The sequence below is a fragment of the Nocardia colli genome (assembly GCF_008704205.1).
Classification (GTDB): Bacteria; Actinomycetota; Actinomycetes; order Mycobacteriales; family Mycobacteriaceae; genus Nocardia; species Nocardia colli.
This window is the reverse complement of record NZ_VXLC01000015.1, coordinates 414,825-440,551: the sequence shown is the minus strand read 5'-3', so window position 1 is coordinate 440,551 and position 25,727 is coordinate 414,825. Positions and strand designations below refer to the sequence as shown.

Below are 25,727 nucleotides of genomic sequence, written 5' to 3'. Positions count from 1 at the left end.
TGTCGGCTACCTAGCCTGGGATGTGGCGCCGAAACCAACTCCGATTCCTTCGACCGAGTGAGGTCTGCATGCACAATTCCCGAGTACTCATCGTCGGCGCCGGTGTCGCCGGCACCACCCTGGCGTATTGGCTTGCCCGGCGCGGGTTTTCGCCGACGGTCGTGGAGCGCGCCGAGACGATACGCACCGGCGGCCAGGCAATCGACCTGCACGGCAAAGCCTTACACGTGGTGACCCAGATGGGCTTGCTCGAACGGGTCCGCGCCGCCGAAACCGGCATCCAGGGAATGGATCTCGTCGACGCGACCGGCAAAGCGCTGGCGCGGACCACCGCGTTCACCCTGACCGGCGGTCCCATGGACAGCGACGATATCGAGCTGATGCGCTCCGATCTGGTGAATATCCTGCTGGCCGAAAGCCGTCCCGGCGTCGAGTACATCTTCGGCGACCGTCTGGTCGATCTGGCCGACACCGGCTCCGGCGTCTCGGTGACCTTCGGCAGCGATACCGTCCGGGAGTTCGATCTGGTCCTCGGTGCCGACGGATTGCGTTCCACCACAAGGCGGCTCGCGTTCGACCCGGGCAGCTACCGGGTCCACCGCCTCGGCAGGTACATCGCCATCGGCACGATTCCGAACTTCCTCGGCTACGACCGCTGGGAGACGTTCTACTCCGGCGGGCCGGACCGCCGCCTGTGCTACTTCTCCGGCCGCTCGGCGACGCGCGTGATGTTCACCAAGAACGCGCCCGGCCTCGACATCGAACACAGTGACGAGGACGACCTGCGGCAGCTGCTCCGCCGGGATTTCACCGGCGACGGCTGGCAGACGCCCCGGCTGCTCGACGAGATCACCGGCACGCAGGACTTCTACTTCGACGATCTGCGACAGGTGTACATGGACCGCTGGCACCGCGACCGGGTCGCCCTGGTCGGCGACGCGAGTCATTGCGCGTCACCGGCCTCCGGGCTCGGCACCTCGATGGCCATCGTCGGCGCGTACGTGCTGGCCGGCGAACTCGAAGCGGCACAGGGCGATTACTCGAACGCCTTCCCCCGATACGAACAGCGCATGCGCCCCTTCGTCGCCGCCTGCCAGACCCGCGCCCGGGCCGGCGGCAATCTCTACATCAGCCCCGCCAAGTTCTGGCTGCAACGGCAACAGATCCGCCTGTCCAACGTCTCCGTCATCCGAAAGGCAATGGCGCACAAGGCCGCCGGCGACAAGGCGCGCATCGCCGATTCGATCGAAGTTCCGGCCTACTGATGGTGACGCGGACGTACTCGAACCCGGCACTGCGGTGTGACGGAGCAAGTGGTGGCCTGATGTTGAAGATCTGTGGCCGAGAGTGGGGCAGCGCATCCGTGGCGCGATCCCTGAGGATTCCATCATGACTGACGCACTGACCACGATCGGTACCGCGGGCGAAGTCGAACTCGGCGGCAAGAAGGTGTTCCGAATGGCCTTCGGCGCCATGCATCTGGGCGACCCCATGATCTGGGGCCCACCCGCGGACCGCGACCACTCGATCCGACTGGCCCGCCGCGCAATCGAACTCGGCGTCAACCACATCGACACCGCCGACAGCTACGGCCTCGGAACCGTCGAAACCATCCTGCGCGAGGCCCTGCACCCCTACCCGGACGACCTGCTCATCGCCACCAAGATCGGGCAGGTGCAGCCGCGGCCGCTCGAATGGGTGCCGATCGGCCACCCCGCCCTCCTGCGGCATCAATGCGAGATGAGCCTGCGCCGGCTCGGCGTAGACCGGATCGACCTGCTCTACCTGCACCGCGCGGACCCCAACGTGCCCTTCGCCGATCAAGTGGGCACGATGCGAGAGTTGCAGGACGAGGGCAAGATCGCGCACTTCGGGCTCTCCGAGGTCACCGTCGAGCAGATCGAGACCGCACGCTCGATCATCGACATCGCCGCCGTGCAGAACATCTACAACCTGACCGTCCGCGGCTGGGACGCCGTCCTCGACTACTGCACCCGCGAACGCATCCCGTTCGTGGCCTGGTGGCCGGTCATGAGCGGCGCCCTCGCCAAACCCGGCGGTGTCGCCGCCGAGATCGCGGCACAAACCGGATCCTCACCCAGCCAGGTCGCCCTGGCTTGGCTGCTGGCCTGCTCCGACATGGTCTGCCCGATCCCCGGCACCTCCTCGATCGCCCACCTCGAGGAGAACGTCGCTGCAGCCGCACTGCACCTGACCGACGAACAGATTGCTGCCCTCACTGCCGCAGGCACCTCGGACGGCGACCTCACCGGACCATACGTCTACGCGTAGTGCACCGGCCGGTTTCGCCGAAAGCCGCTGCGCAGTCGAATATTCCGGGATCGACTTCCCGAATTTGCCGGAACAACAACAAGTTTGCGCATGCGCCCACCCGCTGAACCCGCCACGTCGCGGTTGCCGGGGCACGAATTCCGCCTAGCCGCACGCGGCGGAGAACACACGATCGACCTCGGGTGTTCCTGCCGCGTCGTAGAGGAACGTCAAGTTGTCGCGAGCGAAGAATTCGGCGCTCGTCATACCGCCGCCGATCAGCGTGAAGTACTGGATCCGTCCCAGTTCACTGCCGCCGGCCGCTTTGACCACAGCGGATTGGAGGGCCGAATGTTTCATCCGGGCGAGCGTGCAAGTCCGTTCGAAGGTGTCGGTGGTGCGTTCGTCGCGAAGTCGCTCGTACTCACGCAGCGCCTCGTCCATGGGTTGCGCGCCGGACAGCCCCGAATGCATTCTCTCGGCAAGCAATTCGGTGTAGATCAGCGCGTCGGAGATGCCCCACCCGGTCAGCGGATCCTTGTGGTAACCGGCGTCGCCGACCAGTGCCCAGCCGGGGCCCGCGGAGCGACGGTAGTAGTTGTCCGGATAGCGCAGCGTGCGGAACGGTTCCGCACGCTGCGCGCCGTGCAGCCGCGCGCCGTACTCCGGCAGGACCTGATCGAGCACTTGGTGGAAGTTGCCTGCCACATCCGCGCGAAATTCCGCGTACCGGTCGAGCAGGCGCACCACCGAGACCATGTGCCTGCCGTCGTTGGTCGGCCAACTGCCGAACGCCTGCGGCTCGGATCCCGTCCGGATCTGCGGCTCCCAGTCCAGCCCTTCGTAATAGGTGTAGGAGGTAAAAGTCGAAGCCGGGACCACGCGGTGGTACTGCGCGCCGACCAGTTGCGCCACGGTGGAATTGCGGCCGTCCGCGCCGACGACGACCGATGCACGGAATTCCCGCTCGCCGGTGTCACCGGAAGCGCCGCGGACGCCGACGACCCGTCCGTCATCCCAGATCAGGTCGGTGACGGTGAACCTCTCGAGCACCTCGGCGCCGGCGGTGCGCGCGGCATCGACCAGCAGCGCGTCCAGCACGGTCCGGCGCGGCGCGTAGGTCTCGGTGACACCCTCGATCTCGGCGAATCCGCGCAGCGTCGGCGATAAATTCAGACGGCGCAGCGGCGGAACGCCGCTGGCCGTCAGTTTGTCCAGCAGACCCCAATCCCGCAACCGGGCAATCCCCAACTGCTGGATGTAGTGCGTGGAGAGCGTGTCGCTGGGAAAACCATTCCGGTCGACCACCAGCACCCGATGCCCACGGCGGCCGAGCAACATGGCCAACGGCGCACCAGCACAGCGCGCCCCGACCACGATGACGTCGTACATGAAAACTCAACTCCTGCATGTCCTGTCCCGAACGACACTGTCCGGCATGCCGCGAGGGCATGGTCAAGACGCGCACCGGCCCGGCGTCTACAGGCGAGGTTTCACCATGTGCACGGCACCGTGGATGTGGTTGGGCGGGAGCGGGTCCGGGGTGGGGAGGAGCCGGTAGCCCGCGTTCTGATACATGCGGATGTTGCGTTCGCTGCGCGCACCGGTGAACAGGACGAATTGTTCGATGTGCGCGGGAGCGAGAGTTTCGATCAGGCGCAGCAGGTGGGAACCGGCGCCGCGGCCGGCCAGGTCGGGCGCGACCATGAGCCGACCGACGTGCCAGTCGCTGCCTTCGACCTGGCCGCGTACCGCGGCGACCAGACGTCCGCGTTGCCGCACGACCAGGGTCGTCGATGTGGTCGCCCACGCCAGGACCTCGTTGTGGGTCTCGAGCAGCGGCGGAAGATCGAGCATCTCGTTGAGCACCGCCTCCGGAACCCAGCAGCATCGTTGCAAGACAACGAGTTCGGCGAGATCGTCCGCGGCGAAGCGGGACAGCGTGGAGTCGGGGAGCACGTTCGACAGGGCGTCGCGAGGTAGATCTGTCTGGTTCGGCGACTGTGCGACCATGAGCGGTTCCTAATCAGTGGTGCGGACGGACAACGCAGCGGATGCTCCGGGCAGAATACGGTCACCGCATCCGCGCGCCGGACAGTCCAGTCCATGCCGCTACGGCACAGTCAAGGAGAAGACCGCTGTTTCAACCTACCGCCCTGGGGTAGTTCGGCCGCAGCCCACCTGCGCCGCTGCACCCGGCACGGTGGCCGGTGGTGATCAGCGAGGTGAAAAGATATGGCCGACAAGGAAAATGTGCAAGCCGCGAGTCACGGCCATAACGAGAACGTCGCGCAACCGCACTCGGCCGACGAGGGGGAGCCGATCATCGCCGCGGAAGCGGCGGCGGCAAGGGCCAGCACCGAGGACCATCCGCTCGGCCGGCCAGGGCGCCGATTCGACCGATCCTCACCGTTCATGATCGGCCTGATGGGCGCGTTCGGCGTGGCGGTCGCCTACGGCGCCATCCAGGCTGTCCTCGCCGCGACGCAGGTGCTCGTCCTGGTCGTCATCGCGTTGTTCCTGGCCATCGGCATGGAACCGGTGGTGTCCCGGCTGGTTCGCCCGTGGTTCCCGCGGTGGGCCGCAGTCACTTTGGTGTTCCTGGTCGGACTCGGCCTGTTCGCCGCATTCCTTGCCGCCGCAATTCCGCCGCTGGTCCATCAGGGCGGCGCCCTGGCGCACAACGCGCCGGATTACCTCCAGCATTTGCGTCAGCGCTACCCGGTCATCGACAACCTCGACGAGCGCTTCCACCTACAGGACAAGCTGCAAAAGACCCTGGATTCCAACTCCTCCACGCTGACCGACGGCGTGCTCGGCGCAGGCCGGCTGGCGTTCTCCATCATCAGCGGCATCGTCATCGTCGCGGTGCTCACCGGGTACTTCATGGCGAACTTCGCCCAGGTCCGGGCGTCGATCTACCGGCTGTTTCCCCGTTCGCGCCGACCGCGCGCCATTCTCATCGGCGACGAGATCTTCGTCAAAGTCGGCGGCTACATTCTGGGCAACCTGATCATCTCGCTGATCACCGCGGTGCTCACCTTCATCTGGTTGCTGTTCTTCGACGTCCCCTATCCCCTGCTGCTCGCGGTCCTGGTCGCGCTGCTCGACCTCATTCCGGTCGTGGGATCCACGGTGGCCGGGGTGATCGTCGCGCTGGTCGCGCTGACCGTGTCGGTGCCGGTCACCATCGCCACGATCGCCTTCTTCATCGCGCTGCGACTGATCGAGGACTACGTCCTCGTCCCACGGATCATCGGCCGTTCCGTGCAGGTGCCGGCCCTGGTCACCGTGGTCGCGGTGCTGCTCGGCGGCGCTTTGCTCGGCATCGTCGGCGCGCTGCTCGCCATCCCGGTCGCTGCCGCGCTGCTACTGATCATGCGCGAAACCGCGTTCCCCTCGCTGGACCAGCGCTGAACAACGCCGCGCGCCGATTCAGCCGAGGCGCCGCGGATCCGACGCTCGCGGCCGCACCACTTCGGGCCGCACCTGGTTGAGCCGGACCTGCCGGGCTATCCGGCGATCATGGAACCTGCCCGGAGTCATACCGAGATCAGCCTCGAGGTCGACGGCGTGCGGCATACGCTGCGGGTCGACAATCGCACCACGCTGCTGGACGCCTTGCGCGAAAATCTGGGCGTGACCGCCCCGAAGAAGGGGTGTGACCACGGGCAATGCGGGTCGTGCACCGTTCTGCTGGACGGGCGGCGCGCCACCACCTGCCTGCTGTTCGCGGTCGCGCGGGACGGTGCCACCGTCGTCACCGCGGCGGGTCTCGGCACGGGTGCCGAGCTGCACGAGATGCAGCGGGCGTTCGTGGAGCAGGACGGCTTCCAGTGTGGTTACTGCACGCCCGGTCAGGTGTGTTCGGCGGTCGGCATGCTCGACGAGGTCGCGGCCGGGCAACCCAGCTTCGTCACCGAGGATCTCGACGCGACGCCGGTGCTGACCGACGCCGAGATCAGGGAACGCATGAGCGGGAACCTGTGCCGGTGTGCCGCCTATCCCAACATCCTCGCGGCGATCCGGCAGGCGTCGGCATGATTCCGTTCGAGTACTTCCGGGCAGACACCATCGAGGACGCGGTCACGGCGGTATCGGCTCGGCCCGATGCGGCCTACCTCGCCGGCGGTACGAACCTCGTCGATCACATGAAGCTCGGCGTGGCCGGTCCGACACTGCTGGTCGACATCGGGCACCTGGCGCTCGACCGGATCACCGAACTGCCCGGCGGCGGGCTACGGATCGAGGCCGGAGTAAGCAACACAGATGTGGCCGCCCATCCCCTGGTCCGCACCCGGTACCCGGCGCTCACGCGGGCGCTGCTGTCGGGGGCGTCGGGACAGCTGCGGAACCTGGCAACGACCGGCGGGAATCTGCTGCAACGAACCAGATGCGTCTATTTCCAGGACATCACCACGCCGTGCAACAAACGCGAGCCGGGTTCGGGCTGCTCCGCGATCGGTGGCTACGTCCGATACCACGCGATCCTCGGCGCCTCGGAACACTGTGTGGCCGTGCATCCTTCGGACATGGCGGTGGCGATGGCCGCACTGGACGCGCAGGTGGTCGTGGTCGGCGCGGACGGCGAAACACGCATACCCCTGGTCGATTTCCACCGCCTGCCCGGCGACCGGCCCGACCGCGACACTGTACTCGAGCACGGACAGTTGATCACCGCGGTGGAGTTGCCGGCGCCGCCCGACGGTGCTCGCTCGACGTATCGAAAGGTGCGCGACCGTGCGTCGTACGCGTTCGCCCTGGTATCGGTGGCGGCCGAATTGGGATACCTCGATGCGGGCGAAATCACTTCCGCACGTGTCGCATTCGGCGGCCTGGCGCACAAACCCTGGCGGGCCCGTGCGGCCGAGTCGCGGCTGATCGGTTCCCCCGCCACCGAAGAAACCTTCACCGCCGCAGCCGAAGCCGAGCTCGCCGACGCACAACCGTTGGCCGGCAACGACTTCAAGGTCGAACTCGCACGCCGCACCTTGGTCGCGACGCTGCGTTCCCTCACCGAACCCGACCCGACCGAGCAGGTGCGCGAATGACACTCATCGAAGCCAACGAGATGGGCGCCTCCCCCACCCGCCTCGACGGCACCGCGAAAGTCACCGGAACCGCCGCGTACGCCTTCGAACACCGCGTGGACCGGCCGGCCTATCTGCATCCCGTACAAGCCACCATCGCGCGCGGCCGGGTCACCGTGATGGACACCACCGCCGCCACCCGGCTCGACGGAATCGTCGCCGTACTGACCGTCTTCGACGCACCGAAATTGGCCGATACCGCCGACGGCGAACTGACCATCCTACAAGACGACAAGGTTCACTTCCGCGGCCAGCTGATCGGCGCGGTGATCGCCGAGACACCTGAAATTGCCAGGCATGCAGCAGCTTTGGTTCGAGTCACCTATGCGCTACACCAAGCCGACACGGAGTTCCCCGGTGACCTCGACGGGCTCTACGCACCGGAGCAGGTCGGCTCAGAGTTCCCCACCGACACCGACATCGGCGACGCGGACGCGGCGCTGGCCACCGCCGCGGTCACCATCGACCAGACCTACACCACCCCTATCGAACACAACAATCCGATGGAACCGCATGCCTGCATTGCCCTGTGGCATCCCGAGGGCGACGATCCCGCGGTCACCCTCTACGACTCCACCCAGGGCGTGCACACCGTCCGCACAACCCTCGCACCGCTGTTCGGCCTCGAACCCGAGCAGCTGCGGGTGATCGCGCCACACGTCGGCGGCGGCTTCGGCTCGAAGGGCGCGCCGCACGCGCACAACGTCCTCGCCCTGCTCGCGGCGCGGCGCAGCGATGGCCGGCCGGTGAAGCTGGCACTCACCCGGCAGCAGATGTTCGCCCTGGTCGGCTATCGAACCCCGACCATCCAGCGCATCCGCCTCGGCGCGGATGCCGACGGAACACTGACCGCGCTCACCCACGACGTCATCGAACAGACCTCCAGGATCAAGGAATTCGCCGAGCAGACCGCGGTGTCGTCGCGAAAGATGTACCGGGTCCCCAACCGCCGGACCACCCACCGGCTCGCGCGCCTCGACGTCGCCGTGCCGTTCTGGATGCGTGCACCAGGCGAAGCACCCGGCATGTTCGCCGGCGAGGTAGCCATGGACGAACTCGCCGTCGCCTGCGCTGTCGATCCGATCGAACTTCGGATCCGCAACGAACCCGAGACCGATCCGGAGTCGGGCAAACCGTGGTCCGGCCGGCACCTGATCGACTGCCTGCGCCGCGGTGCCGACGAGTTCGGCTGGGCGGCAAGAGATCCCGCGCCGGGTGCCCGCCAGAACGGCGATTGGCTGATCGGCACCGGCGTCGCCGCGGCCACCTATCCGGCCACGGAATCGCCGGGGAATTCGGCGCGCATCGAGTTCGGAGCCGACGACCGATACCTCGTGCAGATCGGCGCTGCGGATATCGGCACCGGCGCCTGGACCACCCTCACCCAGATCGCCGCCGACGCTCTGCGGTGCCCGTTCGAATCCGTCCGCCTGGAGATCGGCGATACCGACCTGCCGTCGGCATCCGTCGCGGGTGGTTCCTCGGGCACCACGTCGTGGGGCACCGCGATCGTCACCGCCGCACGGGCCTTCCGCGGCAAACACGGGAACGCCCCCGCCGCAGGCGCAGAGATCACCGTCGACGCCGACGAGAACCCGGACACCGACGATTTCACGATGCAGTCCTTCGGGGCGCATTTCGTCGAAGCACACGTGAATCGGGATACCGGCGAGATCCGAGTGCCCAGAATGCTGGGCGTCTTCTCCGTCGGCCGCGCCATCAACCCGCGCATGCTGCGTTCCCAGCTCATCGGCGGCATGACGTGGGGACTGTCCATGGCCCTGCACGAGGACAGCGTGCGCGACCCGCGCTTCGGCCACATCGTGACCCAGGACCTGGCCGGCTACCACTTCAGTGCCCACGCCGACATCGGCGATATCGAGGCGATCTGGCTCGACGAGGTCGACGAGCACACCAACCCCATGGGTTCGCGCGGCGCGGGCGAAATCGGCATCGTCGGTGCCGCGGCCGCCGTCGCGAACGCCGTCTACCACGCCACCGGCACCCGCATCCGCGACCTGCCGATCACCGCGGACCGGCTGCTCCAGTAGGACCACGCGGCGGCGGCCTCCTACCAGGACACAGGCAGCTCCACCGGCCGCGTGAACAGGAATTCCGGTGGCTCCCAAGCGATGTCTTCGTGTCGCACGGCCAGCGTGAGTTCCGGCAGTCTGGACCAGAGGGTGTGCAGGGCGGTCTTCAGGTGCATGCGGGCGATGTTGGCGCCCAGGCAGAAATGCGGTCCGGTGCCGAAGGTGACTTCGGAGTGTTCGCCGCGGCTGCGGGTGGGCCGGAACTTGTCCGGCGCCTTGAACTGGCTCGGGTCGCAGGACGCGGCGATCCACGGGGTGATCACCGCGTCGCCCTTGGCGATGGTCACCCCGGCGATCTCGACGTCCTCGGTCGCCACCCGGGGCAACGAGGTGGCCGAATTATGGTGCAGCCGAAGGACTTCGCGGACCACCTGATCCCAGAACCGGTCGGGCGCCTCGTCCCGCAGCGGGGATCGCAGGATGTCGGGGTGGCGCAGCAGTGTGTAGACGGCGACCGCGGTGGGGCCGGTGACCGGTTCGGCGGAGGTGAGGAACAGGTACATCACCGTGCCGCGGAGTTCCTCGGTGGTGATGTCTCCGGCGTCGTGGGCGTGGATCAGGGTGCTGATCGGGTCGTCGGGAGCCGCGCCCTGAGCGCGTTTGGAATCGAGTACCTCGTCGGCGAATTCGAGCATTCGCTGGGTGGACGCGCCGATGATCGCCGATTCCTGGGTCAGGTCCATCTGCACGTGGATATCCGGAATTATCTTGCGGCGTTGTTCGACCGGGACCGCCATCACCTCGCACGCCATATGCAACGCGAGCGGAAACGCGTACTGGCGCATGAGATCGGTCGGGTTGGGACCGGCCGTCATGGCATCGATCAATCGGTTGGCGTGAGCGGCGATGACCGGCTGCAATTCGGTTGCGGCAGTAGGCGAGAAGAACTTCTGAATGGTGCGCCGCACCCGAGTGTGGTCGGGCGGATCGAGATTGAAGATGCCGCCCCGCACGCTGTTGAAATCGTCGCCCACCAGCCGTACCGAACCGCTCATGGTGAGGTCGCGGGAGAAGCGCCGATCCGAGCCGATCGCGGTGATATCGCCGAAGCGGGTGAGCAGCCAGACCTGATCACCGGAGGGCAGAACGACTTTCGCCACCGGGCGCTCCCGGCGGAGCCGGTGGAAGATCGACGGCTCCAGGCCGTGCGGTCCGTCCGGCAAGGGCATCGTCAGTACGTCGGGCAGGGGTTCGTCGGGTCGTTCGAGCATCGTCATGCGCCTGCTCCCTCGATGGACAGTTGGGCGACGGCCTGGCCGGGGACCGGTCGCAGGCCGGGGACGAGGCCGGTGGTGAACAGATCGTGCAGGGGCACCGGCCGGTGATAGGCGAACAGGACATGCTGGTGGCCCAGCACGCCGGGCGCGTCCACCAGCAACGGCGCCTCGGCGAACACGTAGGCGACGTTCCGATCGATCGCGGCCGGCGACAACGGCGCGCCCGCCGTGTGGCTCAGCACCGTCGTGACCATCGATCTGATCAGGTCCCGCACCAGCGGCACGGTGCCGTAGGCGTGCTCGACTTGTTCGCGCAGCGTCCGATAGCGGGCGTTGCCGGCCAGCCGCGACCACACCAGCACGTACCGGTCCGGGTCGGCGCACCCGGCGCGGAGCAGCGCCGCCCGCGCCGCCCGCCGCCGTTGATGCACCGCGACGATCGTCTTGCGGACCGCTTGGCGCGGCGCCATCCCGGCGACGATGAACCGCTGCGCCGCCTCGGCGCCGGGTAACAGCACATAGACGTGCTCGAATCGCGGTGCGGCCCAGTCCACCAGCGTTTCGACCGTGGCCGGACGGTAGAAGGAATTGAACGGCGAGGCCCCCAGCATGACCGCCTCACCCGCGTCGAACACCGTCCGGGTGCGGGCCGTCGGCGTGGACAGCACGACCCGCGCGAGGTCCGTCGCGGTCATCGCGCTTCCACCACCAGCGCGTGCGGGCGTGCGAGGTATCGATCCCAGAACGGTGCCGGGTGCGCGCGCAAACCCGCCGCCGACACCTCCATCCGATGCCAGCTGATGCTCGTGAATCCTGCTGCGCGCAAAGCCTTTTCGTAAGTTTCCTTAGACCACCACACCGCGTCCAGGGCGACCGGCCGCACGCCGGATCCCTCGGGAAACCACATCGACAGCGTGACCGTGGACCCTTCTTCGACCGGCGAGGTGACGGCGGACATGCTGAACCCGTACGCCGCGTAGTAGTCGCTGTAGTACCCGGGATGCTCACTCTCGTCGGCATATTCGGGATTCATGGTCGGAGCGAGGAACACCCCGCCCGGCTTCAGGTCCTGTTTGGCGATGCGGCACATGGCTTCCAGGTCTTCGACCGTCGTGGCGTAACACAGCACGTACACCGCCAGCGTGAGATCGATCTGACCACTCAGATGCGCGTATTCCTCGTCGCATCGGCAGGATTCGGTCAGATCGCGATGCAGGTAGGTGATGCCGAGCGGGTCGGCGTCTTCGAGGGCTCGCGCCTGCGCCAGCATCCCCTCGGAGATGTCGGCCCCGATCACCTGCTTGGCTCCCCACCGAGCCAGTCGGCGAGTGTAAAGCCCGGTCCCGCAACCCAAATCCAACGCCAGCTTGCCGTGCATGTCACCGCACAGCGCACGAATCGAGTTTTCTTCGATATATTCCCGGATCGGAATGACAGTGGCGGATGCTTCGTAAGCGTGTGCGGCGCTGTCGAATTGACTGGTCATAGCCTGGTTGCCTCTCGTCGTACAACCTGCGCCGATGACACAGAGAATACGGCGATCGACCTTTCGGCAACGCTGCCGAAAAATGATCGATCAACCCGCACGCCACCGGCGTCGTCACAAAGACTCTTTGATCGAACGAGGAACGCGTAACTCGGTGAAACTGCTCGCGGTACCGCCGGCGGAGTCGCACGGTAAGAAGCGCCGAACGACGGCCGAATGTCCGTTTTATGATCGCTCGGAAGGGGGTCCACTTTTCTCGAGACCCAGGCAATATCGTACCTCGCCGACCGGCGAACATTCCCCACTTCGAGCGGTATCACTGCTGATCGCAGAATAACGAAATAGCGCTATTCCATTCTCGCAGCACCACATTCGACCGGCCGTACACATTCGGGAACGAGAGAGAGACTGTCGCAGTATCTCTCCGCGGAGCTCAGCCGCGCACATCCGCGAGATGATTCCGGACAGCCTGTTCCAGATGGACCAAATCGCTGGCGACGCTGACGAAATCGAAGCCGTCGGCCAGGCGGCGGCGGGCGGTGGCGCCATCCGGGCAGTGGATGCCGACCGGCTTTCCCGCCGCTTTCGCCGCTTCCTGCACGGTGCGCAGCGCGGCGGCGAACTCGGCGTCGAGGGCCGGGTCGGTGGGAGTGGCGCCGCCCAGCGCGAGGCGCAGATCCGAGGGGCCGATGTAAATCGCGTCAACTCCTGGGACCGCGGCGATCTCGGTGGCATTGCCGAGTCCACTGACGGTTTCGATCATGACGATGCAGGCAACCTCGGCATTGGCCTCGGCCGGGGACGGCCCGATGCGCAGGCTCGCGCGCAGCGCCCCATTGCTGCGATAGCCGACCGGTGGGAAACGACAAGCGGCGACCGCGGATTCGGCCTCGGCCGCGCTATCGATCATGGGCACGATGACGCCGCGAGCACCGGCATCGAGTGCTTGACTGATCCAGAACCGGTCGTTGGCCTGCACTCGGACGAGCGCGGCCGTCCCGGAGTTCGCCGCGTCGATGGCGGTGATCCCGGCCAGCAAACCGCGGTATTCGATCAAACCGTGCTGAGCGTCGAGGCACACATAGTCGTATCCGGCCATGGCGATCCGCTCGGTCGCCACCGGGTTGTCGCAGACCACCCAGTAGCCGACGGTCCGCTGCCGGGATCGCAGCCGATCCGCGAATCCGCTTGCGCCAGTGGTCGATCCGCTCGTCATGGTGCCGTCCTTCCGTCGGTGGGCCAGGGTGCCACGGCTCCTCAGTCTTCCTGGTGTGAGTGTGCGAGGGTGGCGCTTTGCCGACGGTATTCCAGCCGAGTGGCTGCCGGAATGCGGCCCGTCGCCGGAGGCCGAAGCCACCGGCGCGCAATACCTTTGAGCGCTGTGGAAAAGGACGTCATGAATGGCGCGGAGGCGATCATCAAGACGATGGTCGACAGCGACGTCGAAGTATGTTTTGCCAACCCGGGCACGTCGGGGACGCATTTCGTCGCGGCGCTCGACCGCTGACCGCAGATGCGCGGGATCCTGTGCCTGTTCGAGGGCGTCGCGACCGGGGCCGCGGACGGATACGGACGCATGGCGGGCCGCCCGCCGCCGCGCTCGGGCCCGGGCTCGCGAACGCGCTGGTGGACTGCTACCGCAGAACGCGGCCGTCACCCGCACCGGCAGCGGAATTCGTAGGTCAGCTCGAAACCAATTGGGGGTACATGGTTTCGATCGGGGCGGCGAGGTTGTGCTTGACCTGGGCGCTGATGTCGTCGGCGAGGATTTCGAGGTCGCCCGCGTCCACGCCGTCGAGGGCGATGCGGACGATGTCGGCCGGGTCGTTCTTCGGTATGTCGAGGCGGGCGGTCATGGGGGTGTCGGTGTAGCCGAGGTGGAGTCCGACGACCTGCGTGCCGTGCGGCGCGAGTTCGAGGCGCAGGGAGTTGGTTGCCGACCACAGGGCGGCCTTGGTGGCGCTGTAGGCGTTGCCGATGCCGATCCAGCTGAGTACGGACAGGACGTTCACCAGAACCCCGCCCCCGTTGCGACGCAGTGCCGGCGCAAACGTGGTGGCGACGTCGAGGGCACCGAAGAAGTTGGTGTCGAACAGTCCGCGTACATCACCGATCGCGGCCTCGGACAGCGCCCCTGGCCGGCTGGCACCCGCGTTGTTGATGACGACCGTGACGTCCGACGCGATCTCGGCGGCGGCCGCGACCGAGGCGTGATCGGTGACGTCGAGAACCAGTGGCGCGACGCGAGAATCGTTCCACTCCCGCGGTTTCCGCGCACTGGCGTAAACCTTGCTCGCCCCGCGCGCCAGCACCTGAGCGACGAATTCTTGCCCGAGTCCACCGTTGGCGCCGGTGACGAGAACGATGGAACCGTCGAAGTTGTGCGTCATGTCCACGCTTCCTTTTCAGCTGATTCGACCAGGTGACACGGCTTGCACTTTGCAAGCCAGCTCCGAAACGCTAACATTGCTACTTGTCACTTGCAAGTAGCAAGCCATAACCGAGGAGGCGCGAGATGCCCAGCAAAGACATGTCGTCCGGCCCCTGCCCGATCGGCCGCGCGGCCGAGGTCCTCGGCGACCGCTGGTCCCTGCTGATCATGCGCAACGCGGTCCTCGGCCAGACTCGCTTCGACCAGTTCCGCGGCAACCTGGGGATCGCCGACAACATCCTGTCCACCCGCCTCGGCCGCCTCATCGACGCCGGATTGCTGACGAAAGAGCCCTACCTCGACGGCAATCGAACCCGCCAGCACTACGTCATCACCCCGGCCGGCGTCGCCTTACGCCCGGTCTTCGAAGCCCTGTCGGTGTGGGCGTGCGAGTTCGTCAATCCCGAGCAACCGGCGACCATGGCCCAGACCGTGCACACACCATGCGGCCAGATCAGCCAGGATCGGCAGTACTGCGACACCTGCGAGACCGACATCGAAGACGGCGACATCGCCTGGTTGATGCCTTGGCTTTCGCCGTCTCCCGTCCCACTGGCGACCGCCTCCGCCTGATAACGCGGGGCAGCTCACGGAACCCGGACTCGATCCGCCGAATCCTGCGACCACACCCGATGTAATCGGGCATAACGACCATCGAGCGCAAGCAACTGCGCGTGCGGCCCGTCTTCCACGACGACACCATCGTGGAAGACGAGGATCCGATCCGCGGTCCGCGCGCTGTGCATCCGATGCGCGATGGTGATGGTGGTGCGCCCCGCGGCCAAACGGTTCAGCGCGTGCTGCACCCGCACGTCGGTTCCCGAGTCGACGCCGCTGGTCGCCTCGTCCAGGACGAGCAGATCCGGGTTCACCAGCGCGGTCCGCGCCAGCGCGACCAACTGCCGCTCGCCGGCCGACAACGATTCGCCCCGTTGCCCGACGACGGTGTCCAACCCCTCGGGCAGTCCTTCGACCCAGTCGAGCAGATCCAGTGCGTCGAGCACCTCCAGCACGTCGTCCCGCCCGGCCCCGGTCCGCCCGAGCGCGATGTTCTCGAATACGGTGCGGTCGAACAGGAATGCCTCCTGCGGCACGACGGCGACCCGGCGGGCGAGCGCGGCATCGGGCAGCTCGACGATGTCGACACCCCACAGCGTGAGCCGCCCCGAACTCGGAACCAGTTGCCGGGTCACGAGTTTCGCGAACGTCGTTTTCCCCGAGCCGGTTTCACCGACCACGCTGACCTGACTGCCGGGCGCGAGCACCAGGTCGACCGCTCGAAGCACCGGCCGCCCCGGCACATACGCGAATCTCACGCCCTCCAGCCGAACCGTCGGCGGACCGGGCGGCAGCACCGGACTCGCCGACTTCGCCACCGCCCCGTCCGGCAGATCGAGAATTTCGATCACCCGGCGCAGACCGGCCTCGGAGTTGCGCGCGTCGGCCAGGCTGCTGACCGCGAACTGCAACGGCCGAACGAAGAACGTCACCAGGAACAGGAACGCGACCAGATCGCCCGCGCTCAGCCCGAGATGCCAACCCAGCGAACCGGTTCCGAGCGCAAGCCCGAGCACCAGCACCGCGGTGGTGATCAATCCGCTGGCCGCCTCGCCGATCGACACGTTGAAGCCCATCGGCCACAGCGTCCGCTCCTGCGCGGCCCGCATGGCATCGATGCGCCGCCGCACCCGGTCTCGCATCCGCGCCTCGATGCCGTAACCACGGACGGTGTCGATACCGACCAGCACTTCTAGCAAGCCGGAGTACACGGCGGCCACGGCGACCCGCACCGCGTCGAAGCGCCGGGCCACCACCCGTTGCAGCGCCCGGCCGAGCACCGGCACCCCGATGCCGATGGCCAGCACGATCAGCGCGAGCGGCCAGGAGTACGCCAGCATCACGACCAGCGCGATCAGCATCTGAACGACGTTCTGCACCAGGGTGATTCCGCCGGACTGCGCGAACAGGGTGACCACGTCGAGGTCGTTGGTCACCCGCGCGACCAGCGATCCCTGTGTCTGCGCGGGCGCGCTCGCCGGAGTCGTCCGCAGGATCCGCTCGAATGTCCGCACCCGGAGGTCGAATACCGCGCTCTCGACGGTGTGCACCAGATAGCGGTTCAGCAGCGAGGAGCTGATCATCGCCGAGAGCACCGCCACCAACCCGACGGCGACCGCGACGCCGATCACCGACGTCCTTGTCCGCGTGTCGATCTGCACCAGCAGCGCGTGGTCGAGGGCGTGCTGGATCGTCACCGGGATGACGATTCGGCCGGAAGCGGCCACCGCGGCGAGCACCACCGTCGCCGTGAGCGTGCGGTAGCCGAGGCCGGCCTCGGACCGCACTCGCCGGAGCAACCCGGCGGTGCTGTATCGCGTTGTCGCGCTGCTCATTCCGTATCACTTCCGTAAGCGTCCAGCAGGTCGCGATAGTCCGGCGCCGTGGCGAGCAGATCCGCGTGCGTTCCGGTGGCGGCCACGCGGCCGCGGTCGAGCAGGACGACAGTGTCGGCGAGGGTAATGGTGGCCGCTCGATGCCCGACCAGGACGACCGTGGTGCGTCGCTCGTCGGCCGCGTACTCGGCCCGCAGCCCGTCCACGACCGCGCGCTCCACCACCGGGTCCAGCGCGGACGTCGCGTCGTCCAGCAGCAACAGCCCCGGTCGGCGGAAGACGGCCCGGGCCAGGGCGATTCGCTGCCGCTGCCCGCCCGACAACTGGCCTTCTTCGTCCAGTTCGCTGTCGAGCCCGTCCGGTAACCGCTCGACGAACTCCGCCGCGCCGGCCACCCGCAACGCCCGCCACACCGCGGCATCGCTGCCCGCGACGCCCAGGGTCACGTTGTCGCGCACCGTATCTCCGAAGAGAAAGGCCGTCTGCGTGACCAGCGCGGCCCGGCGCGACACCTCGCCCGCCGCGGCCTGTCCGACGTCGACACCGTCCAACCGAACCGAGCCCTGTTCGGCCCGAAGCAGATCCGCGAGCAACCCGAGCAACGTGCTCTTCCCCGCTCCGGTCCGGCCGACCACCGCGACGATCGCCCCGGGTTCCGCGCTGAGCCCGATATCGCGCACCACCGCCGCCGCGCCATACCCGAACGACGCCGCACACACCCGCACCGCCACCGCGGACTCCCCCGCGGCCATCCGGGAAATCCCTTGCGCCGGTGCCTGATCGGCGGCCAGCACCGCACGAACCCTGGAGTGTCCGGCGACCGCCAGCGGCACCCCGCCGAGGAACCGGCCCAGCACATTGAGCGGCATCGCGGTGGTGATCAACAGATAGATCACCTCGACCAACGGGCCGACGCCCAGCTCCCCGGACCCGATCCGCACCGCGCCGATGGTGAGGATGACCAGCGCCGCGAACGGCGGCATCAACTCGATCGCCGGGTCGAAAACCGCACCGACCCGGCCCATCCGGCGATTGGCCAGCTGCGCGGCCCGCGCCGCCGCGGCGAACCGATCCACCTCGTGCGCCACGATGCCGAGCGTGCGAATCACCTGTCCGCCCGCGATCGCCTCCTGCGCCAAGGCGCTCACCACGGCCCGCTCCTGCTGCGCGACCCGGGCCCGCGGCGCGAGCACCCGCTGGTAGATCAGGTTCGTGCCGAGCACCACCGGGATCAGCACACCGGCGACGATCGCCAGCCACGGGTCGATGATGGCGATGTCGGCCATGACAAGCAGCAACATCACCGTCATCCCGACCGCGAACGGGAAGTGCTGCATCGGCGCCCACGTCGTGTCGACGTCGGAGATCGCATGCGAGACCAGTTGGCCGGCGGCGCGCCGCCGATGCCACGGGATCGAGAGCCGCAAGTATTGCGCGACAAGGGATTTCCGCATGCGCGCCTGGCTGCCGAACTGGATCACCCCGCTGGCGACCAGCCGGACGATGATCGTCGCGATGCGCAGCAGCGACACCCCGAGCACGAAGACCGCGGCGGCCGCGGCCGCACCGACCAGGAATCGGCCCTGCGCGAACCCCGCGACCACGACGTGTTCGGTACTCCAGCCCACCGCCTTCGCCCCGAGCACCATACAGGCCCCGTTGATCGCGCTGCTGACCAGGGCGATCGACGCCGCAACCGGATGGTCGCGACAACCACGCACCATGATCGCCAGCCCGTTGCGCAACGTCTGCGCGTCTCGCCGATCGGCTGTCAACGGCACAGCACTACCCACCGCCGACACTTCGCCTCCTGCTCAACCCCGGACCACCGGTGCCTGGACGATCGTCAACCGCGAACGCTTGCGCAGCGTGAATCCGAGCGTCTCGTACAGACTGATCGCCGTGACGTTGTGCGCGACCGCGTGCAGAAACGGCGTCTCCCCACGAGCGCGGATGCCCGCACCGACCGCCCGGATCAGCCGCGAAGCGATCCCGCGCCCACGGAATTCGGCGTCGGTGCAGACCGCGCTGATCTCCGTCCAGCCCGGCGGGTGCATGCGCTCCCCCGCCATCGCCACCAACCTGCCGTCTTTCCGCAGCCCCAGATATGTCCCCATCTCGATGGTCCGCGGCGCGAACGGACCCGGCTCGGTCCGCGCGATCAACTCCAGCATCTCGGGCACATCGGCGACGGTGAGCACCTCGAATTCCGGATCGGTGGCGACCCGGAGCCCGGTGCCGTCCATCTGCACCGATCCGACTTCCTGAAGCACCGTCCAGCCATCCGGCAGCACATGCCCCGTGCCGCGCAGTCCGGTGCTGCCGCCGGGCCCGAGGACCGTGGCGAGATCGCTCCAGTCCTGCTCGTCGAGCACGGGCGGATGGCCGACGAACCTGGCCACCTCCGGGTCGTAACGGCCGATCCGCCCCACCCAGCTCGAGAACCGGTGATGCTCGCCCCGCAGCGACGACCGCACCGGATCGTCGAGCGGATGCACCGGCGTAATGACGTCGACAGTCGACTCAGCGGTCACCGCACACTCCTCCACAACAACGTTCAACCAGAGAACGTTAGCGAGGCGCACAACCGCCAGACACCGTTGCACTCACCAAGATTCAGACGCGAACCACCTGTCTCCAGGGCTAGCGCAGAATCCCGCCGCATGCGCTGCCCACGAATACAGCTCTACTCGAGTGATTTGGGCGCAGAGTGCGAACTTCGGACCCGGCGCGTGGCAGGACGTACCGTCACGTACTGCTAGGTTCTTTTCCGCAGGGAACACCGGTGCGAATCCGGGGCTGTCCCGCAACTGTGACCGAGTAGCAAACCTTCATCTCACGGCCACGACCTTCCTGGGTTGGAAGGCCGAAGGCGAGCGTTGATCCGGGAGCCAGGATACCTGCGCCCTTTTCAGGATCGAGTTTCACGAGGATGAGAATGCGCGTGCACACTCGCCGCCGGCCCAGCGCCGTGCGGCTACCCGACCATGCCCCCGGGCGACATCGCCGCTCCCGGTTCGCCGTGGTGCTGGCGGGACTGCTCACCGTCGCCATGGTGTTCACCGGTTGCGCGTCGAGCGACGACGGCGCCGCATCGGCGCGCGCATTGCGAGCGTCCGGCGACGGCTCGTTGACGATCTACAACTCCTACAAGATCGCCGGCCTCGACCCGATCGGCACCGGCACGAACTGGCTGTTCGACTGGGGTGTCGCGGAGAATCTGCTGCAGATCACCGAGACCGGCGAGGTCGCGCCGTGGCTGGCCGAGTCGGTCACCCGTGACGGGGACACCCGCTGGATCGCGACCTTACGCAAGGGCGTCACCTTCCAGAACGGAAAGCCGGTCGACGCCGGCGCGGTGGCCGCGGCGCTGACCAGGCAGATCGCCCGTTCCGCGGCGGCCAGGGTGTATCTCGACCCGGCGACGAAGGTGACCGCCGACGGCGAACGCGTCGTGCTCACCACGCCGACCCCGAACGCGATGGTTCCCGCCGCGCTCGCGGCGCGCGACAACTCGTTGCAGATCTACGACGTCGCCGCGATGGACGCGGCCGGCGGCGACTCGGCGAAGATCGTCGGCGCGGGCGCGTACTCCGGTCCGTACGCGATCACCGCCTGGACGCCGGACAATCTCGTGCTCGCGCCGTACCAGAACCATTGGGAGGGAACGCCGCCGCTCAAAGGCGTGACCGTGCGGGTGGTGCCCGACGAGCAGGCCCGGATCGCGGGTGTGCGCAGCGGCGAGGCCGATATGGCCTTCTACCCGTCCACCTCGGCCAAGCTGGTCTTGCAGGGTGAGAAGGACATGCACGTGCTGTCCTCGGCGCTGGCGTTGCAGTCGCTGCTGGTCGAGATGAACCTGAAGGCAGGCATTTTCACCGATACCGCCGTGCGCAAGGCGTTCACCGCGGCGATCGATTATCGCGGCATCGCCGCCGATGTCGGCAACGGCCAGTTCGCCGCCGCCACCGGCCTGTACCCGCCGACGATGCCGTTCGCGGCGGACAATCAGGTGCACGACCTGGACCAGGCGAAGCGACTGCTCGACGCGGCGGGCTGGACCCCGGGCAGCGACGGCATCCGGGCCAAGGACGGCCGGAAACTGGTGGTGCGGTTCGTGACTCAAGCCCAGGGCCCGGAGACCAACGACGTCGCGATCGCGATGCAGGACCAGGTCGCGCGCGCCGGTTTCGACCTGCGCATCGACAACGCCGAGGATTCCGCCGCGGTGAAGAAGGATCCGAACGCGTGGGAATCGTCGGTGGCGCTGAGCGGTTCGCTGTCCGGCACCGCCGACCCGATCCAGCCGTACCTGGTGCGCTGGACCACCGACGGTTCGTCGAACGCGCAGGGCGTGGCGAACCCGGAGATCGACGCGATCGGCGCGCAGCTGCGCGGCGAGTTCGACACCGCGCGCCGCGACGCCTTGCTCGCGCGGGCGCAGCAGATCCTGGTGCGGGATCAGGCGTATGTGGTGGCGGGGACGTTCAAGTACTTCACCGTCGTGACCGGCCCGAAGTGGGCCGATTACCGGGTGTCGAGCGTGCGCAGGCACCTCACCAGCCAGACCGGCCGATAACCCGGGCCGATGCGAGTACTCGTCCTGGCCCGGCGCCGGGTCGTCGAGGCACTGCTCACGCTGCTGGGCGCCAGCGTGCTGATCTGGGCCCTGATGCCGTTGGCGCCGGGTGATCCGGCCCGGATGATCCTGGTCGCGCAAGGGGTTCCGGAGCCGCCGCCCGAACAGATCCGCGCGCTCGAGCAGACCCTGCATCTGGACCAGCCGGTGCTCGCGCAGTACGCGCACTGGATATGGGGTGTGTTGCGCGGTGATTTCGGGTTGTCGTTCGCGTCGGGGCGGCCGGTGTCCGGTGAGTTCGCCGACCGGTTACCGGCGACGCTGACCTTGGCGTCGGCGGCGCTGGTGCTCGCGCTGGGGTTCTCGGTCGCGCTCGGGGTGATCGCTGCCCGGTATCCGCGGCGCTGGCCCGATCACGGGACCCGTTGGCTGGCCTTGGTATTCGCGGCGGTGCCGGGATTCGTGGTGGCGCTGTTGCTGATTCAGGTGTTCGTCGTCGGGCTGGGTTTCGGTAAGGCCGCACTGGACGGCACCTGGCGGCAGGTGTGGCTGCCCGCCATCTGCCTGGCGGTCGGGTTATCCGATACCTGGTCGCGGCTGTTGCGGGCGAATCTGCTTGCGTTCCTGGATTCGCCGACCGCCGAGGTGCTGCGCGCGCGTGGCGCTACTCGGTGGCGGATCCTGTGGCGGCACGGGCTGCCCAACAGCGCGGTGCCGTCGCTGCATGCGCTCGCCGTGGGTACCGCGGTGCTGATCGGCGGTGCGACGGTCGTCGAGACGGTATTCACCTGGCCGGGGCTCGGTTCGTATGTGGTGGAGTCCGTGAAAACCCGGGACCTCCCGGTGATTCAGGCGTTCACCGTGTTCGCGACGGCGAGTTACGTGGTCACCAGTCTCGTCGCCGATCTGTTGTCCGCGGTGATCGATCGCAGAATCGCGGTGGACGCATGATCTCCCGGCTTCGTTTCCCCGGATCGGTGCGCGCCGGAGCGCTGCTGCTCGGTGTGCTGCTCTTGCTGGTGGTGGTCGGGCCGTTGGTGGCGCAGTATCCGCCGAACGAGCCGCACTACGCGGACAAGCTGATCGCGCCGAATGCCGAATACTGGTTCGGCACAGACCAATACGGCCGGGATCAGTTCTCCCGGGTGATGCACGGATTGCGGTTGTCGCTGCTGTCGGCGTTCCTCGTTCTGGCGGGTTCGGCGACGATCAGTCTGCTCGTCGGGCTGGGTGCCGGGCTCTACGGTGGCCGGCTCGATCGGGCCGTTTCCCGGGTGATCGATGTCGTGCTGGCCATCCCAGGACTGGTGCTGGCGCTGGCGGTGGTCGGTCTGCTCGGCCCCGGGTACGTGAATCTTCTTCTGGCACTGGTGATCGCGAGCTGGGCGGCCGACGCCAGGGTCGCACGCGCACTGACCTTGGCCGCGCGCACGAGGCCCTATGTGGTCGCCGCGCGGGTGGCCGGGGTGAGCAGGCCCGCGATCGGGGTGCGGCACCTGCTGCCCGCGGTGCTCGGGCCGTTCCTGATCGTGGCCACGCTGCGGCTCGGTGGCATCGTGGTCGCGCTGGCCGGGTTGTCGTTTCTCGGTCTCGGCGTGCAGATGCCCGAGGCGGAACTGGGCGCGATCATGGGTGACGCGCGCCGATTCCTCACTGCCGCACCGTGGTTGCTGATCGCGCCGTCGGTGGCGATTCTGGCGATGGCTGCCGCGGCGAACCTGCTCGCCGAGGGATTGCGGGACCGCAGCGACAAGGAGTGGCATCGATGAGCGCGCCGATCGCGGAGATCCGCGGGCTGACCGTCGCCTATGCCGGGTCTGCTCCCGTGCTGCGCGACGTCTCGCTCACGGTGCGGCGCGGTGAGACGGTGGCGGTGGTCGGGCCGAGCGGTAGCGGGAAGACCACCATCATCCGCGCGCTGCTCGGCATGCTCGGGCACACGGCGCGGGTCGACGGCACGGTGCTAGTCGACGGTGTCGCTCTGTCTGGGAACGACTTTCGCGCGTTGCGCGGGACGGTGCTCGGCTATGTCAGCCAGGATCCGTTCGCCGCGATGGACCCGCTGATGTCGGTGCGCACCAACATCGCGCAGGCGTGGCGCAACGTGCGGCGGCCGGTGCCCGACGGGCGGATCGTCGCCGATCTGGCGGCCGTCGACCTGCCCGATCCGGAAACTCGGATCCGCCAGCGTCCGTTCATGTGGTCCGGCGGCATGTTGCAGCGCGGTTCGGTGACCACCGCGCGGGCGCTCGACCCGGCGCTGGTGCTGGCCGATGAACCGACCTCGGCGCTGGACGACGCCAATGCGCACCGGGTCATGGCCGCGTTGACCGCCGGCGATTCGGCGCTGCTGATCGTCAGCCACGACCGGCGGCTGGTCGAGAAGTACGCCGACCGGGTGTATCTGGTCGAGGACGGCACTGTTGTCGAATCGAGTGTGGCGAGTCCGGTTGTCGTGCAACATGTTCCGGTGCGTAAGCCGGTGCCCGACGCCGCGCCGATCCTGCGCGCGCACGGTGTAGCAAAGCGGTATCCGTCCGGCGGAGGTTTGGCGGCAACCGATCTGGACGTTCGATGCGGTGAGATCGTCGGCCTCGCCGGACCGTCCGGGGCGGGAAAGAGCACGCTGCTGCGGATGCTCGCCGGAGTCGAAAAGCCCACCGACGGACGCCTGGTCTGGGACGGCCAAGACGGAAAGCCCCCACCGGGAAAAGTCGGCGTCGTGTTCCAGAACGCCGTCGGCAGTCTCGATCCGCGTCGGCCGATCTACCGCAGCATCACCGAGCCGTTGCAGCCGCGCCTGCGCAGCCGCCTGCGGCGGGCCGACGCGCTGGCCGTCGCCCGAACCGCCTTGGCGCGAGTGGGTTTGGGCGATATCGATCCCGGGCGATACCCGCGCGAGCTGTCCGGCGGTCAGGCCCAGCGCGTGGCGCTCGCCCGGGCGCTGGTGGGCGACGTCCGACTGCTGCTGGCGGACGAGCCGACCGCCTCGCTCGACGAGGCCTCGTCCGCGCGGATCGTCGAGATACTGCGCGAACTCGCCGACGACGGCATGGCCATCGTCGTTGTCTCGCACTCCGAACGCCTGCTGGGTGACCTCGCCGACACGGTGGTCAGGATCGATCCGATACCGGATCTGCCCAGCGCGCGATGACCGTGTCGGCGAACAGCCGCAGACTCGTGCTGATGGCTGCCGGTGCAGGTCCGGAAGGTTGTACGTTGCACAGGAATTCAGTCGCGCCGGGCACCACGAGGTCGCGCCGGATCGCGTCCTCGACCTCGGCGCCGGTGCCGAGATAGCCGTGGCCGGTGTCGACGTAGTCGCGTGCGGTGAAGCCGGGCGGGAACCGGCCCGCGTCGATCGCGGTCGCGACCCAGCGTTCGATGCCCGGTCGCATGTGCTCGAACGCGGCCGCGGCGGTGTCGGCGCACAGCACCGATCGGGACACCCCGACGCGTGGCGTGCGACCGGCAGCATGTTGCGCCGCACGGTATTTCGCCACTCGCTCGGCCGCGATCTCGTCCCGCGGTCCCTGTGCGGACGAGGTCCGGCCGGTGAGCACGCCGAGGTCTAGTTCGGCGGCGAGGTCGAACCCCGATTCGGACGCGGTGCCGATCCAGAGCCGCTCCCGCAGTCCGGGCGCCGCAGGCACCAGATCGCTGGCCGGACCGAGCAATTCGCGCAGCCGATGCAGGTGGTCGAGGAACCGCTCGTGCCGCTGCTCATGTGCCCGGCCGAACCGTTCGGCAGTCGGCGCGTCCGCCCCCGCACCGAGCCCGAGCTCGAGCCGCCCACCGCTGAGCGCGTCCACGGTCGCCGCGTCCTCGGCCAGTCGGATCGGATCCTCCAGGGACCCGATCACCACCGCCGTCCCCAGCCGGATCCGGCTCGTCCGCTGCGCGATCGCCGCCAGCAACACCAGCGGCGACGGGCAATGCGCCCGCTGCGCCCCGAAGTGATGCTGTGCCACCCAGAACGAGTCGAACCCGCACTCCTCCGCGCACACCGCCAGCTCGACGGCCCGCCGCAACTCCCCCGCCGAGTCGCCGTCACCGACCACATGCGAGATGAACCCGAACCGCATTACCCACCCATCCCGTCGTCGTAACCGGGCTCTACCGTAGTGGGCGGGTGGCTGCGTCACAGGACTGCCAGGGCCGCCATCG

The 25,727-nt window shown here is 67.9% G+C and carries 22 protein-coding genes, 1 pseudogene and 1 riboswitch; of the genes and pseudogenes, 12 read left to right on the top strand and 11 right to left on the bottom strand.

Annotated elements, in window-relative coordinates; genetic code table 11:
- The first annotated feature begins 68 nt into the window (after positions 1-68).
- Together F3087_RS28975 and F3087_RS28970 are read left to right on the top strand one after the other, a co-directional pair.
- Positions 69-1,265, top strand: a complete 1,197-nt coding sequence (locus F3087_RS28975; RefSeq protein WP_191094185.1) for an FAD-dependent oxidoreductase — start codon at positions 69-71, stop codon at positions 1,263-1,265.
- A 124-nt stretch (positions 1,266-1,389) separates the two neighbouring features.
- A complete protein-coding gene (locus F3087_RS28970) occupies positions 1,390-2,292 on the top strand; it encodes an aldo/keto reductase (protein WP_150405224.1) in 903 nt (300 codons plus the stop codon).
- Positions 2,293-2,436: 144 nt separating this feature from the next.
- On the opposite strand, the gene F3087_RS28965 is transcribed toward F3087_RS28970, so the two are convergent.
- On the bottom strand, positions 2,437-3,663 hold the full coding sequence (locus F3087_RS28965) for an NAD(P)/FAD-dependent oxidoreductase (RefSeq protein ID WP_150405223.1): 1,227 nt from the start codon (positions 3,661-3,663) through the stop codon (positions 2,437-2,439).
- 87 nt (positions 3,664-3,750) lie between these two features.
- Positions 3,751-4,284, bottom strand: a complete 534-nt coding sequence (locus F3087_RS28960; protein WP_150405222.1) for a GNAT family N-acetyltransferase — start codon at positions 4,282-4,284, stop codon at positions 3,751-3,753.
- Between the two features lie 222 nt (positions 4,285-4,506).
- Here F3087_RS28960 and F3087_RS28955 point away from each other — a divergent pair, with 222 nt between their 5' ends.
- From F3087_RS28955 to F3087_RS28940, 4 genes are all read left to right on the top strand, one after another.
- Positions 4,507-5,688 (top strand): AI-2E family transporter, encoded by a 1,182-nt coding sequence (locus F3087_RS28955; RefSeq protein ID WP_150405221.1) that lies wholly within the window; start codon positions 4,507-4,509, stop codon positions 5,686-5,688.
- 108 nt (positions 5,689-5,796) lie between these two features.
- Positions 5,797-6,315: a 2Fe-2S iron-sulfur cluster-binding protein gene (locus tag F3087_RS28950; RefSeq protein WP_150405220.1), complete on the top strand. Its 519-nt coding sequence runs from the start codon at positions 5,797-5,799 to the stop codon at positions 6,313-6,315.
- Positions 6,312-7,322: an FAD binding domain-containing protein gene (locus F3087_RS28945; RefSeq protein WP_150405219.1), complete on the top strand. Its 1,011-nt coding sequence runs from the start codon at positions 6,312-6,314 to the stop codon at positions 7,320-7,322. The genes F3087_RS28950 and F3087_RS28945 overlap by 4 nt, the downstream gene beginning before the upstream one ends.
- Positions 7,319-9,412: a xanthine dehydrogenase family protein molybdopterin-binding subunit gene (locus F3087_RS28940; protein ID WP_150405218.1), complete on the top strand. Its 2,094-nt coding sequence runs from the start codon at positions 7,319-7,321 to the stop codon at positions 9,410-9,412. The genes F3087_RS28945 and F3087_RS28940 overlap by 4 nt, the downstream gene beginning before the upstream one ends.
- Before the next feature lie 20 nt (positions 9,413-9,432).
- On the opposite strand, the gene F3087_RS28935 is transcribed toward F3087_RS28940, so the two are convergent.
- The 4 genes from F3087_RS28935 to F3087_RS28920 all read right to left on the bottom strand — a co-directional run bounded on the left by F3087_RS28935 (position 9,433) and on the right by F3087_RS28920 (position 13,373).
- The gene (locus F3087_RS28935) at positions 9,433-10,671 is read right to left on the bottom strand and encodes a cytochrome P450 (protein WP_150405217.1); all 1,239 of its coding nucleotides are present in this window, start codon (positions 10,669-10,671) and stop codon (positions 9,433-9,435) included.
- Entirely contained in the window at positions 10,668-11,366 is a 699-nt protein-coding gene (locus F3087_RS28930; protein ID WP_150405216.1) for a tRNA-dependent cyclodipeptide synthase, read from the bottom strand. The genes F3087_RS28935 and F3087_RS28930 overlap by 4 nt, the downstream gene beginning before the upstream one ends.
- On the bottom strand, positions 11,363-12,157 hold the full coding sequence (locus F3087_RS28925) for a class I SAM-dependent methyltransferase (RefSeq protein WP_150405215.1): 795 nt from the start codon (positions 12,155-12,157) through the stop codon (positions 11,363-11,365). The genes F3087_RS28930 and F3087_RS28925 overlap by 4 nt, the downstream gene beginning before the upstream one ends.
- 433 nt (positions 12,158-12,590) lie before the next feature.
- On the bottom strand, positions 12,591-13,373 hold the full coding sequence (locus F3087_RS28920; RefSeq protein WP_150405214.1) for an HpcH/HpaI aldolase family protein: 783 nt from the start codon (positions 13,371-13,373) through the stop codon (positions 12,591-12,593).
- Positions 13,374-13,553: 180 nt separating this feature from the next.
- On the opposite strand from F3087_RS28920, the pseudogene F3087_RS28915 reads away from it, so the two are divergent.
- Positions 13,554-13,784, top strand: a pseudogene (locus F3087_RS28915) (thiamine pyrophosphate-binding protein); the annotation flags it as partial.
- A 55-nt stretch (positions 13,785-13,839) separates the two neighbouring features.
- Here the strand turns inward: F3087_RS28915 and F3087_RS28910 are convergent.
- Entirely contained in the window at positions 13,840-14,547 is a 708-nt protein-coding gene (locus F3087_RS28910) for an SDR family oxidoreductase (RefSeq protein ID WP_150405213.1), read from the bottom strand.
- Between the two features lie 125 nt (positions 14,548-14,672).
- Here F3087_RS28910 and F3087_RS28905 point away from each other — a divergent pair, with 125 nt between their 5' ends.
- On the top strand, positions 14,673-15,161 hold the full coding sequence (locus F3087_RS28905; protein WP_150405212.1) for a winged helix-turn-helix transcriptional regulator: 489 nt from the start codon (positions 14,673-14,675) through the stop codon (positions 15,159-15,161).
- Between the two features lie 14 nt (positions 15,162-15,175).
- Here the strand turns inward: F3087_RS28905 and F3087_RS28900 are convergent, their stop codons facing one another.
- Genes F3087_RS28900 through F3087_RS28890 form a run of 3 tightly spaced genes read right to left on the bottom strand, consistent with a single transcriptional unit; the run spans position 15,176 to position 19,515 of the window.
- On the bottom strand, positions 15,176-16,981 hold the full coding sequence (locus F3087_RS28900) for an ABC transporter ATP-binding protein (RefSeq protein WP_150405211.1): 1,806 nt from the start codon (positions 16,979-16,981) through the stop codon (positions 15,176-15,178).
- Complete coding sequence (locus F3087_RS28895) at positions 16,978-18,762, bottom strand: ABC transporter ATP-binding protein (protein WP_150405210.1); 1,785 nt, start codon at positions 18,760-18,762, stop codon at positions 16,978-16,980. Before F3087_RS28895 ends, F3087_RS28900 begins: the two co-directional genes overlap by 4 nt.
- Before the next feature lie 33 nt (positions 18,763-18,795).
- Complete coding sequence (locus F3087_RS28890) at positions 18,796-19,515, bottom strand: GNAT family N-acetyltransferase (RefSeq protein ID WP_150405209.1); 720 nt, start codon at positions 19,513-19,515, stop codon at positions 18,796-18,798.
- A 240-nt stretch (positions 19,516-19,755) separates the two neighbouring features.
- A riboswitch (cobalamin riboswitch) is annotated at positions 19,756-19,883 on the top strand.
- A 36-nt stretch (positions 19,884-19,919) separates the two neighbouring features.
- Between F3087_RS28890 and F3087_RS28885 the strand changes: the two genes are divergently transcribed.
- The 4 genes from F3087_RS28885 to F3087_RS28870 are packed head-to-tail and all read left to right on the top strand — an operon-like array spanning position 19,920 to position 24,714.
- Positions 19,920-21,560, top strand: coding sequence for an ABC transporter substrate-binding protein (locus F3087_RS28885; protein ID WP_191094184.1), 1,641 nt, complete (start codon positions 19,920-19,922; stop codon positions 21,558-21,560).
- A gap of 9 nt (positions 21,561-21,569) precedes the next feature.
- On the top strand, positions 21,570-22,511 hold the full coding sequence (locus F3087_RS28880) for an ABC transporter permease (protein ID WP_150405207.1): 942 nt from the start codon (positions 21,570-21,572) through the stop codon (positions 22,509-22,511).
- The gene (locus F3087_RS28875) at positions 22,508-23,329 is read left to right on the top strand and encodes an ABC transporter permease (protein WP_150405206.1); all 822 of its coding nucleotides are present in this window, start codon (positions 22,508-22,510) and stop codon (positions 23,327-23,329) included. Before F3087_RS28880 ends, F3087_RS28875 begins: the two co-directional genes overlap by 4 nt.
- Positions 23,326-24,714 carry an ABC transporter ATP-binding protein gene (locus F3087_RS28870; RefSeq protein WP_150405205.1) on the top strand — a complete coding sequence of 463 codons (1,389 nt, stop codon included), beginning with the start codon at positions 23,326-23,328 and terminating at the stop codon, positions 24,712-24,714. The genes F3087_RS28875 and F3087_RS28870 overlap by 4 nt, the downstream gene beginning before the upstream one ends.
- Here F3087_RS28870 and F3087_RS28865 read toward each other — a convergent pair.
- Positions 24,674-25,645, bottom strand: coding sequence for an LLM class flavin-dependent oxidoreductase (locus F3087_RS28865; RefSeq protein ID WP_150405204.1), 972 nt, complete (start codon positions 25,643-25,645; stop codon positions 24,674-24,676). The genes F3087_RS28870 and F3087_RS28865 overlap by 41 nt on opposite strands.
- Positions 25,646-25,727 lie beyond the last annotated feature (82 nt).

Coding starts and splice junctions, on each gene's coding strand:
- F3087_RS28885 (WP_191094184.1), top strand. CDS start 19,920: ATGCGCGTGCACACTCGCCGCCGGCCCAGCGCCGTGCGGCTACCCGAC.
- F3087_RS28950 (WP_150405220.1), top strand. CDS start 5,797: ATGGAACCTGCCCGGAGTCATACCGAGATCAGCCTCGAGGTCGACGGC.
- F3087_RS28875 (WP_150405206.1), top strand. CDS start 22,508: ATGATCTCCCGGCTTCGTTTCCCCGGATCGGTGCGCGCCGGAGCGCTG.
- F3087_RS28955 (WP_150405221.1), top strand. CDS start 4,507: ATGGCCGACAAGGAAAATGTGCAAGCCGCGAGTCACGGCCATAACGAG.
- F3087_RS28935 (WP_150405217.1), bottom strand. CDS start 10,671: ATGACGATGCTCGAACGACCCGACGAACCCCTGCCCGACGTACTGACG.
- F3087_RS28910 (WP_150405213.1), bottom strand. CDS start 14,547: ATGACGCACAACTTCGACGGTTCCATCGTTCTCGTCACCGGCGCCAAC.
- F3087_RS28865 (WP_150405204.1), bottom strand. CDS start 25,645: ATGCGGTTCGGGTTCATCTCGCATGTGGTCGGTGACGGCGACTCGGCG.
- F3087_RS28920 (WP_150405214.1), bottom strand. CDS start 13,373: ATGACGAGCGGATCGACCACTGGCGCAAGCGGATTCGCGGATCGGCTG.
- F3087_RS28970 (WP_150405224.1), top strand. CDS start 1,390: ATGACTGACGCACTGACCACGATCGGTACCGCGGGCGAAGTCGAACTC.
- F3087_RS28905 (WP_150405212.1), top strand. CDS start 14,673: ATGCCCAGCAAAGACATGTCGTCCGGCCCCTGCCCGATCGGCCGCGCG.
- F3087_RS28965 (WP_150405223.1), bottom strand. CDS start 3,663: ATGTACGACGTCATCGTGGTCGGGGCGCGCTGTGCTGGTGCGCCGTTG.
- F3087_RS28975 (WP_191094185.1), top strand. CDS start 69: ATGCACAATTCCCGAGTACTCATCGTCGGCGCCGGTGTCGCCGGCACC.
- F3087_RS28930 (WP_150405216.1), bottom strand. CDS start 11,366: ATGACCGCGACGGACCTCGCGCGGGTCGTGCTGTCCACGCCGACGGCC.
- F3087_RS28880 (WP_150405207.1), top strand. CDS start 21,570: ATGCGAGTACTCGTCCTGGCCCGGCGCCGGGTCGTCGAGGCACTGCTC.
- F3087_RS28945 (WP_150405219.1), top strand. CDS start 6,312: ATGATTCCGTTCGAGTACTTCCGGGCAGACACCATCGAGGACGCGGTC.
- F3087_RS28925 (WP_150405215.1), bottom strand. CDS start 12,157: ATGACCAGTCAATTCGACAGCGCCGCACACGCTTACGAAGCATCCGCC.
- F3087_RS28900 (WP_150405211.1), bottom strand. CDS start 16,981: ATGAGCAGCGCGACAACGCGATACAGCACCGCCGGGTTGCTCCGGCGA.
- F3087_RS28960 (WP_150405222.1), bottom strand. CDS start 4,284: ATGGTCGCACAGTCGCCGAACCAGACAGATCTACCTCGCGACGCCCTG.
- F3087_RS28940 (WP_150405218.1), top strand. CDS start 7,319: ATGACACTCATCGAAGCCAACGAGATGGGCGCCTCCCCCACCCGCCTC.
- F3087_RS28870 (WP_150405205.1), top strand. CDS start 23,326: ATGAGCGCGCCGATCGCGGAGATCCGCGGGCTGACCGTCGCCTATGCC.